The organism is Burkholderia multivorans ATCC BAA-247 (genome assembly GCF_000959525.1).
In the GTDB taxonomy this organism is placed as follows: domain Bacteria; phylum Pseudomonadota; class Gammaproteobacteria; order Burkholderiales; family Burkholderiaceae; genus Burkholderia; species Burkholderia multivorans.
Window position 1 is genome coordinate 2,303,603 of sequence record NZ_CP009832.1, and the last position, 16,955, is coordinate 2,320,557.

The following is a 16,955-nucleotide window of genomic DNA, read 5'->3' on the forward strand; positions in this document are numbered from 1 at the left end:
CGGCGGGCCGGCGCCCGCCGCCTGCGTCACGCCTGCCGTTCGACCGCCTTGCCTTCGAGCACCGCCGACAGGCGGTGCAGATCGAGGCGCGCGGCGTCCGCACCCTGCAACGTTTCCAGATGCGTACCGAGCCGCTCGAGCGCCGTGACGATCTCGTCGACGCGCCGGCTCTCCTTCGCCGCATGATCGATGAGGCCGTGTATCGCGAGCGACATCGGATCGTCGGCATTCGGCGTGATCCCGTAGGCGCAGAACGCGGCGCGCTCGGGCTGCGGTTTCGGTTGCGCCGGCATGACGATGCGCGCCGGATTGCCGACCGCGGTGCCGCCCGCGGGCACCGGCTTCACGACGACCGCGTTCGAACCGATCTTCGCGCCCGCGCCGACGGTGAAGCCCCCGAGCACCTTCGCGCCCGCACCGACGATCACGCCTGCTTCGAGCGTCGGATGACGCTTCGCGCCGCGCGTAAGCGACGTGCCGCCGAGCGTCACGCCCTGATAGATCGTGCAGTCGTCGCCGACGATCGCCGTCTCGCCGATCACGACGCCCATGCCGTGGTCGATGAACACGCGGCGGCCGATCGTCGCGCCCGGATGGATCTCGATGCCGGTCAGGAAGCGCCCGACCTGCGAGACGAAGCGTGCGAGCCAGTAGCGCTTCGCGCGCCAACACGCATGCGCGAAACGATGCAGCACGAGCGCATGCAGACCCGGATAACAGGTCAGCACTTCCCAGGCACTGCGAGCGGCGGGATCCCGCTCGCGAATCGTCGCAACGTCTTCGCGCAGTTTCGTGAACATGATCGATCGGATCGGAAATATGCCGGCGCACCACGCCGGCGATGGCCGGCCGTTATCGCGCCGGGTCATTTGCTTATGACGTCCGGCGATTGTAGGGCCAGTCGCGCGCGCCCGCACGACGCCGCGCGTTCTCCCCGTCGGCGGCGCGGGTATTTGCGCCGGCGGCGCCGACGCGGTTATGAGCCGCCGTCCGGCGTGCGCGACTTCAGCAGGATGTGCTTCGCGATGCCGCGCAGGATGTTCACTTCCTCGCGCTCGAGGCCCGTGCGCGCAAACAGGCGCCGCAGACGCGGCATCAGCTTCTTGGGATTGCGCGGATCGAGGAAATCGAGCGCGATCAGCGCATTTTCGAGATGCAGATACATCCGTTCGATCTCGTCGCTTTGCGCGAGCGCCCCCGTATCGGCCGCCGGCTGTTGCGCCGGCTCGCTCGTCTGCTCGAGAAATGCGACGCGCAACTCGTAAGCGAGCACCTGCACCGCCTGCGCGAGGTTCAGCGAGCTATATGCGGGATTCGCCGGAATATGCGCGAGTGCACTGCACTGCTCGACATGCTCGTTCGCGAGCCCGGTGCGCTCGTTGCCGAACACGAGCGCGATGTCGCCGCTCTCGACCTGCGTGCGTGCATGGGCGGCGGCAGCGCGCGGCGCGAGGCGCGGCGGCCCGTATTCGCGCGTGCGCGCGGTCAGCGCGATCGACCACTGCACGCCGGACAGCGCCTCGCCGAGCGTCGGCACGACATGCGCGGATGCGAGCACGTCGTCGGCGCCGCTTGCCATCGCGATGGCCTCCGGGTCGCTCTGCACGTGCGGCACGCGCGGCGCGACGAGCACGAGGCGCGAAAAGCCCATCGTCTTCAAGGCGCGCGCGGCCGCGCCGACGTTGCCGGGATGACTCGGTTCGACCAGCACGAAGCGTGTCGACGTGAAGCCGCCGGACGGCGACCGGGACGGCGCCGCACCGGACGCGGGCGGCACAGCGGTGTTCTGCAAGGTTTCCACTACCATACGACTCGATTCGTCAGAATGGCCGTATGGTATCGCCATCGGCGCGGCAAACCCACGTGGCCGAACGGCCAGTGGGGGTTTGCCCGTATTCCGCTCTCATAGAACCGGCGAAAATCGGGTAAAATCATGCCGTTACGCGCCGCCGTCGATGCGGCGCGGGTCGTACCGCTCTTTGTCAATTCGCGTCTCATGTCGCCCGGCACGCTCGTGCCGTCCGGGCGGTTGTTCCACTTCCGGCGGCATCTGCCGCCCGCTACAGGATCCAGGCTCATGCATCCCATGCTCAATATCGCTGTCAAGGCTGCGCGCCGCGCCGGGCAGATCATCAACCGTGCGTCCCTCGATCTCGATCTGATCGAGATCCGCAAGAAGCAGCAGAACGACTTCGTCACCGAAGTGGACAAGGCCGCCGAAGACGCGATCATCGAGACGCTGAAGACCGCCTATCCCGACCACGCGGTGCTCGCGGAGGAATCGGGCGAATCGGAGAACGAATCCGAATTCCGCTGGATCATCGATCCGCTCGACGGCACCACGAACTTCATCCACGGTTTCCCGTACTACTGCGTGTCGATCGCGCTCGAGCACAAGGGCGTGATCACGCAGGCCGTCGTCTACGATCCGAACAAGAACGACCTGTTCACGGCCACGCGCGGCCGGGGCGCCTATCTGAACGATCGCCGCATCCGCGTCGGTCGCCGCGATCGTCTGTCGGACGCGCTGGTCGGCACGGGCTTCCCGTTCCGCGAAAAGGACGGTCTCGATGCGTACGCGCGCCTGTTCACGGAAATGACGCAAGCGTGCACGGGCCTGCGTCGCCCGGGCGCCGCCGCGCTCGATCTTGCGAACGTCGCAGCCGGCCGCCTCGACGCGTTCTTCGAACAGGGCATCAACGTGTGGGACATGGCAGCGGGCAGCCTGCTGATCACCGAAGCGGGCGGCCTCGTCGGCAACTACCTCGGCGACTCGGACTTCCTGCATCGCCATGAAATCGTCGCCGCGAATCCGAAGATCTATGCGCAGATGATTCCGATCCTGAACCGCTACAGCCGCATGCGCGCAGCCGCGGAGTAACTGCGCTCGCGCGTGTCGCAACGGCCCGTGTCCGCTTCGAGCGGCACGGGCCGTTGGGGTTTTGGCGGCTATGTAGTGTGGCCTGGCCGTAAGGCCTGCCAAAGGGCTGCCGGCGATATGTTTTGCGTCTGGGTCCGCGCGGGAAGTACTTTCGCTCTCGTACAGCCAGCTTCCATACCGATATTGATATTTCAGGCGGACCGCGACGGCTTCCCGCCATCGGACAGTCCCACTACATTCCAAGCGGTATCTCATCCCGAACCGACGCCGGCTCTGCCTATTGAAGTCGGAACTCGGTAGGAGCCTCCAGTGCGCGGAGGGCCTCCTTGCGCCGATTCTTGGATCCTACATAGAGGACATTGCCACCGGAATCATCCTTGCGGATCCACCCTTTCGATACAAGTTCTGCGAGAACACTTGGCACGAACGCTCGGTCGGTGGGGGTAAGGCCGCGACTGAGCGCCCCCTCTTGTCGAGCGGAGCCACGTTGGACGAAAACCTTTTTTAGCACGGTCAATGCGATTCGCGACTCGCGGTCGATCTTGAGTTGCATGATTCCGGCGGTCGTCTGGGCCGCAGTGCTAAAGCGCTCAACCTCGGTGTTTGCGAAGTTGGACTTGAGCCACTCCGGAATACCGGCGAGTCCTTCCATGTGTGAAATGACGCAACCTTGAAAGTGTGGGACTAGCGAATCTTCATCGATTCCACTCATGTCGAGGCGCTCGATGAGGCAGTCTTGGAAAGTCGTACCGCCATACAGCGGGTTCTCGGCGACCTGGAGCTCTTCGAACGCAACGCCTGCGATGAGGAGATTCCCTTCTATCTTTAGCCCATTGCTGGGCATGGCTGCGACTACGGTGAGCAGGTCTGCAAGCACGGCGTCGAATTTCCCAGCTTTCTGACGTTTTGTTATGGCTGCTGACACCACGCCAACTGACTGGGAGTCCGCCAGGAGGCGACCTGCGGCAACCTCCCCACCCAACCCAGAAGATGCATTCACCCATGACGCAGGGCTCGCAAGCGGGTTTGTTTCGTCGTAGGGGTTGAGGACGAAAGCCGCCAGATCGAGCCCATAGGCGGTTTCCGCCAAGTCTTCATCTGCGAACGAGCGCATCTCCTCTCCGCCAGGACCAAACGACGCTGTAAGGCCTGGCAGCCGAAGAAGAACTTGAATGCCTTCTTCGTCGGGTTGAAATCCATTTACCGAGACGAAGGCCGCGCGGAGCTGGTCTGTCGAAATTGGTCCAATTGCCGATGTGCCTCCTCGGGCAATCGTAGCGACACGTGAAAGAATTTGGCTAATGATCTCAGGGCGTACCGCAGTGAACATCTTCGCTTCACGTACGCAAATGGCATCAAGGAATGCACGCCACCCTTTTTCGCGACTCACGGACGTCGCAATTGCTCCAGAAGTATCTTTGCCCAGAGAGACCAGGTAGCCAAGAAGAAGGGGGCGCGTAGGCACCCAGTCAGGTAGTGTCCAAGTCGCACCGGATTGCCGCAGATAGTCGGCGAGCTGTTCCTCATCGAAATCGACCATGGACAAGACTTCGCGAGACTTGAATCCAAGCGCATCGGTCATTTCCGCCTGTCCAGAGAAGTAATGGGAGCGGCCAGCTACCACCACACCGGCACTAGCCGGAGTTTCATCGACAAGACGGCGGATTGGAGCGAGAGCCTCCCACCGAACGCGCTTTAGGTCTGTTACGCTCCCAAGCCATCTAGTGGGCAGCACCTCGTCGAAACCGTCTAGTAACAGTACACACAGGCCTGCGCGCCACGCGGAAATCAAGCCATTGGCGTGGTCAAACCCAATCTCCTCGGCATGACGGCGGAGGATTTCTGCGGGCGTCCTTAACCCCACGCAATCTCGAAGATTGATGTGAATCGGGAAGGGGTTGAGATGACCGTGGCGGAAGTGGTCCTTGCGAAGGAATGAATAGATGTCGCGCAACGCATGACTTTTTCCCGCCCCGTAGTCTCCAACAATCAAGGTTCGGTGGCCCTTCGCTAGCGCTCTTGCGACATCGTCGGTCGATAAAGTCCCACCGTTGGAGTCAACTAACCGAACAGGCACGCGAACTGGCTTGCCAGATACCTCTGGTGTAAAAGCAACGCTTCCAAACGGAGCTTTGTCGCGCCCCTGAATATACATCTCAGAGTTGCAGATCCGCTTGTACATCTGAGCGATGCTGATCGCATGGACTTGGCGGCCAGCCTTCCGCGCGATGGTAGCGACTGCTGTCCGCTGGTCGGCCGTTGGCTCCTCCCGGGTAACGAACCATCCGGTCGCGGGCTTAATCGAATTTTCCGGATCTTTGGAGAGGTGGTTGAGAAGCTCCACCAACTTGGCTGCGTCCTTCTCTGCCTTGTCCTTGGTACGCAAGAGTGTGAACTCATAGGCGTTAATGTCTTCGTGGGAAACAAATACCCCATCACGTTCTCGCCCGTTTATCATCAATGAACCTTGGACCCCGGATGGGTCGTGGAGCGCGCGCGCCAGTTCAACCCCTCGCTGCTCAAACTCACCGGCAGTCTCGTCCTCTGGGAGGCGTGCGGTCATGTCCAATTCCTCTCTTATGTGTGCCGTAGCGGGCATTGCTTTGAATCGCCGCGGCTTTCGTGGAGGCCGGTCGGCATGGGTAGGAGATTACTTAAGGCGATATGTCGATTATCGGCCCGGGAACGACGTTCTTTAGACGTCCAGTAGCGAATGACCTGATGCTGGGACCGACATTGGCGACAACCCTGATCTCACTGTCGAGTGGCCGCTCAAGGCCGACAGCCGCCGGCCCTGAGCGCCGCAAACTGGCCACATGGCGAACTACGTGCAATCCCGTCCGGCCCACATGGTGACGGCATCCCAACTCCACGGAATATGCTCAATACCGCCCGATTTATCTTCGTTGTGGTTGTTTTCTTTGGTTCTTGGCTCGAGGCTGTGCGGTGGCTGTCGGGCTGGAAGGATCTTGAGTCGTACGCGTCGAGCCGGGGCACCTCAAACGAACGGCAAATCTCCAATGGGCCCTATCGCTGGGTCCCGTGCCGAATAAGATGGACAGCGCTTACCGTGGCTGTTGAACTCTATCCTCAACACTTGTGGCTACGACCTAGCTTTCCATTGAACTTGCGATGTCCTGCGATCTCCATACCATGGGATGCCATAGATGCGTCACATGGAGAGACGTTCATTACACGAACGGTCACGCTCCATATTTACGGTTGTTCTACTGCTTTGCGCTTTTGCGGCGTGGTAGGACAGCGAATTCTGGCGGAAGTTGAAACGCAAAGGGCAAGAAGAGCAACCCCATCACGCAATTGCGTTTGCATTTCTTCAGGTCATCGCCAGCTAAAATGACAACGCATCTTCTTCGAGGACCTCATGAAATGCAGTGCGGACCGCTGTCTCGCCTCGGAGGATACGGTCACTCCTGCATCGCCGGCACGGCCACCATGTCCTCGACCGAATAGAGCTGCAGCATCGCGCGCGCAGCCTCGATGTTTGGCGTCGTGAGCCATTCCTCCCAGTTGTCAGGGTGCAGGATCAGGACGGAGCGCTTCTCGTCGCCGGCCCTGTGCATGTGCTTCATGATCGCGTACTCGTCGGCGTTCACAATGTCTCGGCGTCTCGCTCAATCACAGCGACGTCTGGAACAATCGGGGCAGTCATGCCGTGCGCGGTAACTTCTACGCCATCGCCAACCTGTACTACGAGTTCATGGGCAACACGCGCGTCGACGTCGGCGGCGTGCCGTTGTCGGCAAGGGGCGACCCCTTGTGGGGTGGCCTCGGTGTCGGTGGCTCGGTGAACTGGAAGGATGGGCGCTACGCGCTGTACGGCGAGCTTCTCGCCAAACGAGTCTTACCAATCCTGGACACAGCTACGGCTATCAGGGCACCGTCGGCGCAAGGATGAAGTGGTGAACGAAGCTTGACGTCAGCTCGCTCGCGATGTACTGAGCGCCATCGTTCCAAGCCATCATTCGCACCGCTTCGTGAAGTCTTCGATTTACTGGCGCGGATAGTGCCAAGGCAACCGGGCCGCATGTTGCCGCGCGCACCTCAGTCGCCCTGTTTCTCTTGTGGTCAGTCGGCCCCAGTGCCGCGCTACCGCGGCCGGTCGGATCGCGCGTTGCCCGTCAACGCGTCGCAACTTCTCTCACACTGCTGGACGGCGATATCCGGTCATCAGCAAATCCCGGCACTTCTCCCGCCGCTTCGTCAGCCCGGCCGAACAAGTCGGCAAGCAGATAGAGAGGGGCTCCGGTCGATAAGCTTCCGACCGAAGCACTACCCTAGGCGGGCGTCGTGTCGCTTATGCGACGCCTGCCGCGCACGAACCCTTCATCTGCCAATCGGCCAACTTCGGCTCCACATTCGACCGCACTGGTAAACTCGGCAACCAAAGCAACTTTCGGCCTGACCTATGACCACGCTGTCTCCCGACGCCATCGCCAACCACACGCCAATGATGCAGCAGTACCTGCGCCTTCTGCAACAAGGCTTAGCGTGAAAACCTACGCCAAAGCCTACGCTGTCGGTTTTCTGAATCTGCGATTATCTATCCGTCGCCTTCAGCCAGACCTCCGCGACGGCGACATCCCATTCTCGGTGGAATAACCGCGACTCGCCAGCCCAAGATGGCCGCCCCATCCGTTTCTTGGAGGCCTACGGTGACAGACGCCACAAAGCGGCATCGGGGGCGTCCTTAAGCAGTTGGTCTACTTCGGGCAGCGCGGATCGTTGCCTGCGCATCTCGAAGAACACGGACAGGTGCGGCGTGCTAATGATCTCTGCCCGCAAGTGATCCAGAGCCTCCGCTGGCGCATTTCCTTTGATCTTCGTGACATATTCCCAAAGCCTCGCACGAAACCCACTAAACGCGTTTCGTCGGGCCATACGAAGGACTTCCCGGTTCAGCCCTAGCGTGTCTATCGTGAAGATAGCTCGTGCCTCTTCGGACTCGCTTATTCCGGACCGAGGTACAAACATAAAGGTGCCCGAAATTTTATGTCCGTCGGGTGTAACTCCGCCGAGGTCCAGTTCCAGGAGCTCGGTTGGATCTTCGACGCGCGGGTCAACCAGAGCCGAGATGCCAGCAGGAGGAGGAGTATCCGATTTATCCTTCGTCCTGCAAAACTCCACGACCTTGCCCAAAGCAAGAATACCAAACTTGTTGCTCTTGGGGCCGTTACACGGTCCGCACGCGAACAGTAAGTTTGACCACTGGAACGCGCGTTCAGGAAACAAAGATTTGGGATAAACGTGCTCGATTTCATCGGCAGCCGAATCCTCACAGTACGCGCAGCGCACTGGCCCGATGCACATGGTCGCTAGCGTGTCGCGAATCGTCGCAAAAGCCTCTCTGCGAGGCTTTGAGCCCCGCTTCGCATCCCAAAGCGCCAATGCTTTGGTAACTTGGTCCGGATAGGCAGCTTCACGATTCACTTGTGATTGCATCTGGTTCAGCACGGTGTTCGCAGACGCGGCCAAGTCCTTGTCAGATATGCGCAGCATTCTCTCTTGCTTTTTTACTCGGTGCTGGTATCGGTTGCGTCCGTCGGCAACATGGCTCGCAATTTCTGCATCCTTGTGCGCTCGTCATCGCTGAGCTTTGAGCTCAGCGCTTTCCTGTTCAAGATCGCGAGTTCGGCGAGAAGGTCCTTCGAATCGTCCGACCGAGCTATGTCCCGACCAAAAAACTCCGTTCCATACGCATCGAGGATCGATCCGTGTATGAGACGTTGCAGCGCAACGCCTTCAACGCGGTGACTTTTTTCTTCTGTTCCCGGCTCTGGGAGATACCAGACCGACTTCGCCGATCGGCAGATGATTGGGCTGTGGGTCGTAACAATGAACTGGACCTCTGGGAAACACTTCGTGAACCATGGCCCGATATCACGTTGCCAAGTTGGATGAAGGTGTGCATCGATTTCGTCGATAACAACGACACCGGGAAGCTTCACAGTCGTGCTTTCCACATCTAACGCCCCCCGCACATTGTCCGAACCATACGACTTCGTCATCTGGCGCAGTATCTCGAAGATCATCGATAGGACGGAGCGATAACCGTCGCTCATTTGCTCGACGCCGACGGAGAAACCGTTTGCATCCTCCAGCAATACTTCCTCCGCCCGGACCGCAGTGATTTTGGCGCCATGGGGCAGAAGATCCGACGCATTGAGAAAGTCCACAAGCTTATCCAGAAGCCGTCCGGAGTCTGGACTACTCTCCAACTGTTGAACGCGGAGGTCGCGCAGCCATCGTAGCCCCTCAGTCAAGGCCACGTCTTCACCGAACGCCGTCAGATGGCATGCGAGCCGCGGGTTCGTGAAGTACAAGCGCTCAAACGCCTGATCCCCGCCAGAAAAACGCCGAAACGGACCAAACGACGCAGAAAACCACCCCGAATTTGTACCCCATACAGATCGTTCAGCCTTGGTCTTGCCGTCTTTGTGCGCGACCAGCTCTACACGGGGGCCACCGATTGTGGATTCGATCGGGCGAAATTCGAGCGCATATTCGATCATCGCGTAGCCACGCCCCTTGCCCGTCACGATGTCCTTGGGTCCCGCCTCGATTTCCATCTCTACACGACCGTGACTTGACCCGTTGCGCTGCCAAGTATTCCAGTTTTGTCGAAGCGCAGCCGCTTCTTTGGGACCGGCCAGCGCGAGTGCGATAGAACGAACTACGCTGGACTTTCCCGAGCCGTTGGCCCCGAGAATAACGTGCCACCCGGCCGTCTCAGCACCCTCGAAGACGAGGGTGAATTCCTTGATCGTTCTGATATTTTTTATGCTTGCGCGACGAATGTACATTCTGCTGGCGCCTTTGGACAGGAAAGAGCGGATTCCGAATTCTAACGCACACGTCCGTCCGACAAGAGATCTGCAGCTTGCCGCACTTGCACCGGTGCAAAGTAGATTTCACTCGTAAGGCAGTCGAACCGGCAGCAGCCGTTACTCGGATCTGGCGGCGTCACACGCGCCCGAAATCGCGGTAAGGACCGACGGAAGACAACTGTCCCATGTCGAACGCAAAGGGGAGACCGAGTAACTGCGCCATTGCTCGGACCAACAATCGGTACTGGGCCGGTCCCTTTCTCCAACACCAGCAAACTGGCCAGACAGTGAAGCTCGCGCAGACACACCCGTGCCGCTGGCAAAGTTCCGGCTGCCAAGGCGGCATTTCGCGGTCACATGAGCGCGCAACCCGCCGCAGCCCGAGCAACCGTCACGCCAATGATGCGGCAGTAGCCACGATCGCGTCTACTTTACGAGACTGGTCTCCTTGATGATCCAGATAGCATGAACAGAAAGACGCTCGTCTTCACACTCGAAGTAAGCTTGCCCCACAAACCTAGCCTGATCTTTTCCAACACCGAAAATTTGTTCCGGATCGTGTATTCCCGACGGCTTGGTTCCATCGTGCATCCAGTCGCTATATCGTTGCGTCAACTCTTCAGAAAAGGTGAGGTCACCGTTCTCGTCTTCGACACAACATCCATGTGTTCGCAACTGCTTGATGCCACTAAGCAGCTGAAGCCTCTCTTTCGTCACTGGAAAAAATTCCGCGGCCCCGGTAACACGATCCAAATGAACTCGATCGATCATGGACGCGAGCTTGAGCTGGCTATGCGTACTTGCCAAGCATGTGATGAATTCTTGCGTCGTGAGCCCAAAGTCCAAGAACGCCCAATACGTCAGGAGCAGCGCAATTTTGGACTGAGCACAGATGACGCGAGGAAACTGTTCGCGCTCTAAACCGTGCTCATCACCATGTGCCACTCTGTTGCGGATATTCTTGATCAATGCAAATTCAGCATCAGACAGATTGATTATTTTCGCGACATCTGCGTCCATAGTTGCAATCGCCAGTCGATACTTGCCCTCCAAATTAAGGTTATCTGATGCAAATGCTCCGCTGGCGATCTCAATAATCCTCTCTCGTTGCTCGGTCGATATAGTCGGTAGCTCGCTCGTAAGTCGCAGGCGGAATTTGTTGATTTTTTTTGAAGAAGGCGGTTGAGAATTAGGTGACTTCACCCCATCAAACCGAATAGCCAGATAGCTATCTAGTAGACTGACGTATCCCAACGCCTTGTACTCCCAAAATCCCTCGTATCGCTGCATTCCTGCAAGCCGCACCCAACATATCTCTCTGTATTTCGATCGATAATAGTGGTCAAAAATCGACTGCCACTGTCCGTCTAGAGCAGGCTGTTGGACAAACCATTGAGCCCAAAATCCGCGATCACCTTTGTCGCGTTCGGGACGCTCGAACGTGGGAAAGTGGACTCTACGAAAGCGCCCGCCCCCCTGCGAAACCATGACACTTGCAATCGTTGCTGGATAAGCTAGCAAAATGGAAAAAAGGCACGAGAGTTCGTGCGCCTTTGCTTTTACATCTGCGAGACTGAACTGGCCGTTCTTCGCCGAAAACACGAATTCCACATGTTCATGCAGAATGAGATCCTCTCCCCGTTGGTTGCGGGAGGCAAAATACTCGCTTCGTAAGTCGAAGTGTTCTTCGTCTGTCTTGACACTGACGTCGATATCCTTCGGAATCCCCCTCCAAGTCAGTGTTTCGCCGACTGAGCCGTCGACTGTCCGCCGGCGAAGAAACCATTCTGAAACGTCGTGGTACCGCACAGATATTAAATCGAACTCCGCTTTACTTAAATCGCCTTCGATCACATAGTCTGCGAAAATAGCAATTCCGTTAGCCTCGCAATTGCAGAGACAAAATGTGGTTCCTTCGCCCGTTATAGCCTTAACGAGATCGAACTTCGCGTCTCCGGCGCGCAACTCCGGAGCGCTATGTGAGATCGAGAGGTTGACCTGGGCCCATCGATTTCCGCCGAAATATAGGACACCCGATCCTAATGGTCCGAATCGATCGTGATGTAGTTCGACCTCGTATTGCTTCCGCTCCGGATTGTCACCATTCTCAGACATGTCGCGCCTCATATACTATCAATGAGTTTCTGAACCGGATCAACATCTAGCTGACCGTCGACGAAGCTCCATTGTGCAAGAGTGCCCCAGATGAACTGCCCGACATACTTCACCTGATCGTGAGTATAAATTCCGGACCGCCGCAAGCGCAGAATATGCGTGCACAAGAGCTTGAACGATGCATGCACGTGGTCGTCGTCAATGTTGATCTTGTTGAGCACGTAGCGCACTTCGTCAGCAAGCATCTCCATTTCCAGCAACAGATCATCCATGCGTTCACGTTGAGTTTGAAGGCCATTCAGCGCGTCGTACCATCGCGCCTTACAGTCAGTATCAAAAAATTCGCGAAATTTTCGATAATCCGTCAGATCTTGGACTTCTTTAGAACTGCAGGAGATGCCGGCGGCATGAAGGAGCGTCTGAACCGTACTTTCCCTAAACTCTGTATAACGACGATGAAGGTTTTTGCGCATTACCTTGTTGCGTTTCCGCTCCGGGTAAACTACAACCATTATCCAAAACACCACACTATTAACGAACCCAACCGATAAATTGAAAATTATCGAGTTTCCGCTGTGCAGCGCATACAGATACGGTTCGGCCCACGTCCCGTGTAACCAACCCACGATTTGCTCGTTCGTGCCTGCGAACGTACCATAGACAGCTACGAGGGTAAGCAACGAGATCGGGCAGGCCTTAGTCCAAAAGTCCTTCGTTTTCATTCTGACCCACGCGCTCAATTACAACACGACAGATTAAACCATACCGTGCCTGATGTATTTCAGCCGCGGGCCACGTCGTGCTGAAATATCCGTAAGCCGAGGCGATTGCGGACGACGCGACTGTCTCTCACGCCAAGGCATACCGGATGGAGCGTTCTTCGTCGGCATTACTGCGGCGATTGCGTTGCGTTCAGCAAGTGCATCATCGTTCCAGCGTTGCGCTGCGCTACATTGCGATAGCAGTTGTTCAATAGCACGTGTGTATGCGCCGCGCGCCCGGCGATCGCTTCGATCGGCCGTGCAAGCTCGCGCAGCTCGTCGTCGCTGTACTCGTAGTTGAACCGCTCGGCCGCCGACTCAGCACCACTCCAGGTCGATGCGTTGCGGCCGTGCAGCCGCACGATCGCCAATTCGGGTGACGTCACCTCCCAAACCGAGTGCGCGCGCTTCGTCACGCCTTCCGGCGCATCGATGATCACGTGCACGATCCCGCGCTCCCGCTCCATCGCAAGCGTCGACTCGCGGTGCTTTTCATCGAACCAGCTATCGTGCCGGAATTCGAACGCGGTGAGCAGCGGGCGCATGCGCTCAGCGCAGTGCTCGACGTGCGCAAGTGACTTTGGTGCCGCGGTGATCCAGTGCGGAAACTGAAACAGCACCGCGCCGAGCTTGCCGGCCTCGTGCAGCGGGCGCAGCGCCTCAAAGAAGCGTGACCACAATTCCTCGATGATCGGCGCCGGCACGTCCTTGTAGTACAGATTCTTTTTGCCGGTGTTGGGCAACTCGGCCTGCAGATCCTTCGGGAAGAACTTGCGCTCGGTCTGGTGGCCGGTGAAGAGCCGGAACGCCTTCATGTCGAACACGAAGCCCGGCGGGGTCCGCTCGACCCATAGCGCACTGTTCGTGGCACTCGGCATCGCGTAGTACGAGGAATCGACCTCGACCACGGGGAAGACGCTCGCGTAATACCGCAAGCGCGCCTCGGCGCTGCCGCAGCCCGGAGGATAAAAGGCGCCGGACTCGATCAGCGTCTTGTCCGTCCACGAAGCCGTACCCACTAGAATCGACATAGCAGCCTCCCACCGGGCGCCGATGGAGCGGCAGCTTTCGCCGCCCGCCCCCATTTTTTCGCCTTGACGCCCCCATCCTGCCACGCGATACACTGTGTTTTTATACAGTATTCCAGCCGTGATTAAACCGCAGTGGGCGTACATCTGGGAGTATGGGTTCATGGGCGAAAAATTGCGCCTGCGAACTCCGATCGAGCTTACAAAAAGCGAATTCGAGTTCTGGATCAACAACGACGAGCGGTCGACGTTCCTTGGACAATGCAAACCCATCGAAGCAACGCGGATCGACCGTAACCGCGTACCGCTCACCGATCCACGGTTCAAGATGAGGCCGGCGATGCCGGAGTTCGACGCGCCATCGGAAGAAGAGCTTCGCGCGCTGTGGCGCGAGTACACCGATCTTCAGGTCCGATGGCTGATCCTAGAAATTCTCGCGCTGAGAAAATCGATCGAGCGGGTGCAGGAGTGGTTCGACTATGTCGACAAGAACATCGACAACAAGGGCGATCTTGGCGGCGGTCAAGGCCCGCTTCAGCGCCTGCGGCACCTGCTGAGAGACGAGAAGCAGCGCGCGACGATGCTGTAGCCCGGTTGACACAATTTGACGGACCGCGCGGCCGGCTGTGGTCGACCGCTCTCCCGGAAGTGGTAAATTCATACGAAAACCACACCTACGAGAGAACCCATGGCCCGATCCATGATCTGCGTCGGCGACACGACGACGCACGGCGGGCGCGTGCTGGAGGGCACCGCAACCGCCACCATTGACGGGAAACCCATTGCCGGCGTCGGGCACAAGGTACTTTGCCCGCAGTGCAAAGGCGTCTTCCCAATCCTGCCCGCCACCGGGCGACGCTACCCACACCAAATCGCAGGCCGGGAAACGGCCATCGAGGGCATGAAGACCGCGTGCGGCGCGACGCTCATCGCGTCGCAGTCTTCCGCGACGCTCGATGACGTCGGAGCCGGCGAAGCTACGACCGGCGGCGCTGTGGCCACCGCGGCTACTGCGTTGGCACCTTCGCCGACGCTCTGCTTGGAATGTCTGAAATCTGCCGCCGAGAACGCGGCGACGATGATCGCGCGCGGGTAAGCCCATGACCGACGTCTCGATCGAAGCATTCTTCTTCACACGCCAACAGCAGCTGACGATGCAGGTGCATCTGTACGCCTTGGTCGACGGTCTTCTGTTTGCGGATGCGCCTGGCGGATCGCCTCCTCAGCGATCGCAGGCAGCCGTCGCGCTGTTCGACGGCACACCGGACGCATCGCTCGCCGACGCCGGACCGTGGCTGCTAGATTGGGAACGGGCGTCCAGTGGCGTTCGACACACACTTTCGGCGATGGCCGGCGGTTCGACGGGCGTGTCGTGGCTCATCAGCGCCTATCCGCTCGAATCGCTCGCGGACGAGCTGCGCCGCCGCCTCGACGTTCGACTGCCGGACGGACGCACGGCGCTCCTCCGGTTCTATGACGCCCGCATCATGGCCGACATGGCATCGCTGATGGAGCTCACCCAGCGCATGCAGTTCTTTGTCCCGACATTCAACTGGTTCGTCGAGGTGAACGGAAAATTGAAGGGAGTGCACCCGCATGCTTGAACTGACAGGCGAACAGATCGCCGGCCTTGCCGAGATCGATGCGCGTGGATATGTCGAGCGCGTCAGACAGGATCTCGTCAAAGCAGATTCAAAATTTGCCGACGACACCACCCTGTCGAGCCGTCTCTGGAACGCATACGTTGCGGCCCGACAGCTCGGCATCCAGAGCGACGAAAACGTCGAGGCGTTTCTCCACATCGAAGCGTATGCACCGAGTTTCTATACGAAGCCAGCGACGCGCGCGTGGCTGACCCGGCCGGGTCGATCGTCCGACGAACGATTCCATGACTATTTTCGCGTCATGAAATGGCGCATCGAACATCCGCAAGACAACGGGGGATCTCGAAATGGCGGGATTAGCGGTACCGATAATCGAAGCAGCAGCGGTGGAGCTTGGGCCAGTATTGGTGCGCGCTGGCGCCGCCTTATTGGGCGGTCTGGGACTGGCGGGGACGGCGAGTCTGTCTAGCGACACGCCGAAAGACGACACCAAGGCGAAGACCGACGCCAGAACCATCCCGCGCACGGGAGAAAAATGCAACAAGTGCCCGCCTGAGCAAAGCGGACGCGCCGAACGCACGAATCACCACATGACTGCTGCATCGCGCGAATACCAAGGGCGGATAACAGGACGTCCGTATAGTGTTGCCGAAGGGTGGAGCGAAGAATGGATCTGGCTCGGGACTGACTTTGATGGATTCGTGCCGGCCGAGTGCTTATTGCAGGAAGCGAAAGGCGGCTACGGACAATTCCTCGAATTTGATGAGGACGCTGATGAACTACGGCCTGTGTCGTGGTTCAGGGGATTCAGGAAAATGACGGACACCATCATGACTCATTCCAGCAAAGTGAAGGCGAACCCACCTACCCGTCTGCGATGGTATTTTCAAGATGCCGACGCGCGCGAATACATGCTGAAAGTGCTGGTCGCGAACGGCGTTGAGTCGGTCGTACAACCGTAATTCGAGTTCCCCATGGATATTTCACTGCAGTTTCGAGACGACACCCTCGCCCCGACCGATTTCGAACAAATTCTGTCGCGCATCCACATCGTGACCAACGAAATGGCAGCGCTCAATCCGAAGTTCGCTACATGGTACGCGCAAGGCGACAGCCTTGAAGAGGCGAAGCTCTACCAAGCCTTCGACGATGGCAAGCCGTCAGCTGCCATTCTGGCCGTGCTGAAGCATGAATTTTCCAGCAGTCCATCAGCAACGTTTGTCGCGCTGTGGGACGGCGACGAAAACTCCAAGGAAGGGGCGACACTCGCATGCCATGTTCACGAACAGCCATCCTTGAATTCGTTCGAGATTAGCTTGTTCGACCCGACAATCCTCTCAAGCATCGACGCGGTTCAACGTATCGTGCGCGCCGCAGTGACGGCGTTTCACCCTGCGTATGTCACCGTCGCGCCCCGCCGCTACGTTACAAAGCAGGTGTTCGACACCAAGCCGGGAGTCGGGTGGATGCTCTATCTGCCGACCGTCATAACGCAGCGGCAGGTACCAGAAGCGCGCGAACTGATCGCCGTTCCTGAAGCAGGCAAAGCGCAGACCGGTACCATTCTCGTCAGCGTACTCGACGGCCAGTTCTCGATGAAAAACCCCGAGCACATCGAAAGCGCGAACCGCATTGAAGTGCGCCTCGTGGACCAGGACCTCCTACCTGCCTTCGCCGACCTGTAAGCCTGATGCCGGCGCGATGTTCCGCGCCGGCATCAG

At 58.8% G+C, this 16,955-nt stretch carries 16 protein-coding genes and 1 pseudogene; 8 read left to right on the forward strand and 9 right to left on the reverse strand.

What is annotated here, in order from left to right:
- Nucleotides 1-26: 26 nt before the first annotated feature.
- On the reverse strand, nucleotides 27-800 hold the full coding sequence (gene cysE, locus NP80_RS23080; RefSeq protein WP_006408920.1) for a serine O-acetyltransferase: 774 nt from the start codon (nucleotides 798-800) through the stop codon (nucleotides 27-29).
- 176 nt (nucleotides 801-976) lie between these two features.
- Nucleotides 977-1,801 (reverse strand): RNA methyltransferase, encoded by an 825-nt coding sequence (locus tag NP80_RS23085; protein WP_006408203.1) that lies wholly within the window; start codon nucleotides 1,799-1,801, stop codon nucleotides 977-979.
- 276 nt (nucleotides 1,802-2,077) lie between these two features.
- On the opposite strand from NP80_RS23085, the gene NP80_RS23090 reads away from it, so the two are divergent.
- Nucleotides 2,078-2,881, forward strand: coding sequence for an inositol monophosphatase family protein (locus NP80_RS23090; RefSeq protein ID WP_006408202.1), 804 nt, complete (start codon nucleotides 2,078-2,080; stop codon nucleotides 2,879-2,881).
- Nucleotides 2,882-3,158: 277 nt separating this feature from the next.
- Here the strand turns inward: NP80_RS23090 and NP80_RS23095 are convergent, their stop codons facing one another.
- The gene (locus NP80_RS23095) at nucleotides 3,159-5,444 is read right to left on the reverse strand and encodes an NACHT domain-containing protein (protein ID WP_006408201.1); all 2,286 of its coding nucleotides are present in this window, start codon (nucleotides 5,442-5,444) and stop codon (nucleotides 3,159-3,161) included.
- An 862-nt stretch (nucleotides 5,445-6,306) separates the two neighbouring features.
- Nucleotides 6,307-6,495 (reverse strand): annotated as a pseudogene (locus NP80_RS23100) (SOS response-associated peptidase family protein); the annotation flags it as partial.
- 59 nt (nucleotides 6,496-6,554) lie between these two features.
- Between NP80_RS23100 and NP80_RS23105 the strand changes: the two are divergent.
- A complete protein-coding gene (locus tag NP80_RS23105; protein ID WP_035488294.1) occupies nucleotides 6,555-6,797 on the forward strand; it encodes an autotransporter outer membrane beta-barrel domain-containing protein in 243 nt (80 codons plus the stop codon).
- Nucleotides 6,798-7,549: 752 nt separating this feature from the next.
- Here NP80_RS23105 and NP80_RS31085 read toward each other — a convergent pair.
- From NP80_RS31085 to NP80_RS23125, 5 genes are all read right to left on the reverse strand, one after another.
- Nucleotides 7,550-8,398, reverse strand: a complete 849-nt coding sequence (locus NP80_RS31085) for an HNH endonuclease family protein (RefSeq protein WP_140401754.1) — start codon at nucleotides 8,396-8,398, stop codon at nucleotides 7,550-7,552.
- Nucleotides 8,399-8,412: 14 nt separating this feature from the next.
- Complete coding sequence (locus tag NP80_RS23110) at nucleotides 8,413-9,702, reverse strand: AAA family ATPase (RefSeq protein ID WP_006408934.1); 1,290 nt, start codon at nucleotides 9,700-9,702, stop codon at nucleotides 8,413-8,415.
- 450 nt (nucleotides 9,703-10,152) lie between these two features.
- The gene (locus NP80_RS23115) at nucleotides 10,153-11,841 is read right to left on the reverse strand and encodes an ApeA N-terminal domain 1-containing protein (RefSeq protein ID WP_006408929.1); all 1,689 of its coding nucleotides are present in this window, start codon (nucleotides 11,839-11,841) and stop codon (nucleotides 10,153-10,155) included.
- Nucleotides 11,842-11,849: 8 nt separating this feature from the next.
- On the reverse strand, nucleotides 11,850-12,563 hold the full coding sequence (locus tag NP80_RS23120) for a hypothetical protein (protein ID WP_035945829.1): 714 nt from the start codon (nucleotides 12,561-12,563) through the stop codon (nucleotides 11,850-11,852).
- Between the two features lie 167 nt (nucleotides 12,564-12,730).
- Nucleotides 12,731-13,633, reverse strand: a complete 903-nt coding sequence (locus NP80_RS23125) for a DUF72 domain-containing protein (RefSeq protein ID WP_035945826.1) — start codon at nucleotides 13,631-13,633, stop codon at nucleotides 12,731-12,733.
- A gap of 94 nt (nucleotides 13,634-13,727) precedes the next feature.
- Here NP80_RS23125 and NP80_RS23130 point away from each other — a divergent pair, with 94 nt between their 5' ends.
- The 6 genes from NP80_RS23130 (at nucleotide 13,728) to NP80_RS23150 (ending at nucleotide 16,919) form a co-directional block, all read left to right on the forward strand.
- The gene (locus NP80_RS23130; protein WP_035945824.1) at nucleotides 13,728-14,219 is read left to right on the forward strand and encodes a hypothetical protein; all 492 of its coding nucleotides are present in this window, start codon (nucleotides 13,728-13,730) and stop codon (nucleotides 14,217-14,219) included.
- 99 nt (nucleotides 14,220-14,318) lie between these two features.
- Nucleotides 14,319-14,726 carry a PAAR domain-containing protein gene (locus tag NP80_RS23135; protein ID WP_035945822.1) on the forward strand — a complete coding sequence of 136 codons (408 nt, stop codon included), beginning with the start codon at nucleotides 14,319-14,321 and terminating at the stop codon, nucleotides 14,724-14,726.
- 4 nt (nucleotides 14,727-14,730) lie between these two features.
- Nucleotides 14,731-15,234: a DUF4123 domain-containing protein gene (locus NP80_RS23140; RefSeq protein ID WP_006408941.1), complete on the forward strand. Its 504-nt coding sequence runs from the start codon at nucleotides 14,731-14,733 to the stop codon at nucleotides 15,232-15,234.
- Nucleotides 15,227-15,703, forward strand: a complete 477-nt coding sequence (locus tag NP80_RS30240) for a hypothetical protein (protein WP_226823082.1) — start codon at nucleotides 15,227-15,229, stop codon at nucleotides 15,701-15,703. Before NP80_RS23140 ends, NP80_RS30240 begins: the two co-directional genes overlap by 8 nt.
- A 121-nt stretch (nucleotides 15,704-15,824) precedes the next feature.
- A complete protein-coding gene (locus tag NP80_RS23145; RefSeq protein ID WP_254215651.1) occupies nucleotides 15,825-16,196 on the forward strand; it encodes a restriction endonuclease fold toxin 5 domain-containing protein in 372 nt (123 codons plus the stop codon).
- Nucleotides 16,197-16,208: 12 nt separating this feature from the next.
- Nucleotides 16,209-16,919: an immunity 52 family protein gene (locus NP80_RS23150; protein ID WP_006408914.1), complete on the forward strand. Its 711-nt coding sequence runs from the start codon at nucleotides 16,209-16,211 to the stop codon at nucleotides 16,917-16,919.
- The last annotated feature ends 36 nt before the right edge of the window (nucleotides 16,920-16,955 follow it).

Excerpts from the sequence above, each read along its gene's own strand:
- cysE (WP_006408920.1), bottom strand. The coding sequence starts at position 800 with ATGTTCACGAAACTGCGCGAAGACGTTGCGACGATTCGCGAGCGGGAT.
- NP80_RS23090 (WP_006408202.1), top strand. The coding sequence starts at position 2,078 with ATGCATCCCATGCTCAATATCGCTGTCAAGGCTGCGCGCCGCGCCGGG.
- NP80_RS23095 (WP_006408201.1), bottom strand. The coding sequence starts at position 5,444 with ATGACCGCACGCCTCCCAGAGGACGAGACTGCCGGTGAGTTTGAGCAG.
- NP80_RS31085 (WP_140401754.1), bottom strand. The coding sequence starts at position 8,398 with ATGCTGCGCATATCTGACAAGGACTTGGCCGCGTCTGCGAACACCGTG.
- NP80_RS23110 (WP_006408934.1), bottom strand. The coding sequence starts at position 9,702 with ATGTACATTCGTCGCGCAAGCATAAAAAATATCAGAACGATCAAGGAA.
- NP80_RS23115 (WP_006408929.1), bottom strand. The coding sequence starts at position 11,841 with ATGTCTGAGAATGGTGACAATCCGGAGCGGAAGCAATACGAGGTCGAA.
- NP80_RS23120 (WP_035945829.1), bottom strand. The coding sequence starts at position 12,563 with ATGAAAACGAAGGACTTTTGGACTAAGGCCTGCCCGATCTCGTTGCTT.
- NP80_RS23125 (WP_035945826.1), bottom strand. The coding sequence starts at position 13,633 with ATGTCGATTCTAGTGGGTACGGCTTCGTGGACGGACAAGACGCTGATC.
- NP80_RS23135 (WP_035945822.1), top strand. The coding sequence starts at position 14,319 with ATGGCCCGATCCATGATCTGCGTCGGCGACACGACGACGCACGGCGGG.
- NP80_RS23140 (WP_006408941.1), top strand. The coding sequence starts at position 14,731 with ATGACCGACGTCTCGATCGAAGCATTCTTCTTCACACGCCAACAGCAG.
- NP80_RS30240 (WP_226823082.1), top strand. The coding sequence starts at position 15,227 with ATGCTTGAACTGACAGGCGAACAGATCGCCGGCCTTGCCGAGATCGAT.
- NP80_RS23145 (WP_254215651.1), top strand. The coding sequence starts at position 15,825 with ATGACTGCTGCATCGCGCGAATACCAAGGGCGGATAACAGGACGTCCG.
- NP80_RS23150 (WP_006408914.1), top strand. The coding sequence starts at position 16,209 with ATGGATATTTCACTGCAGTTTCGAGACGACACCCTCGCCCCGACCGAT.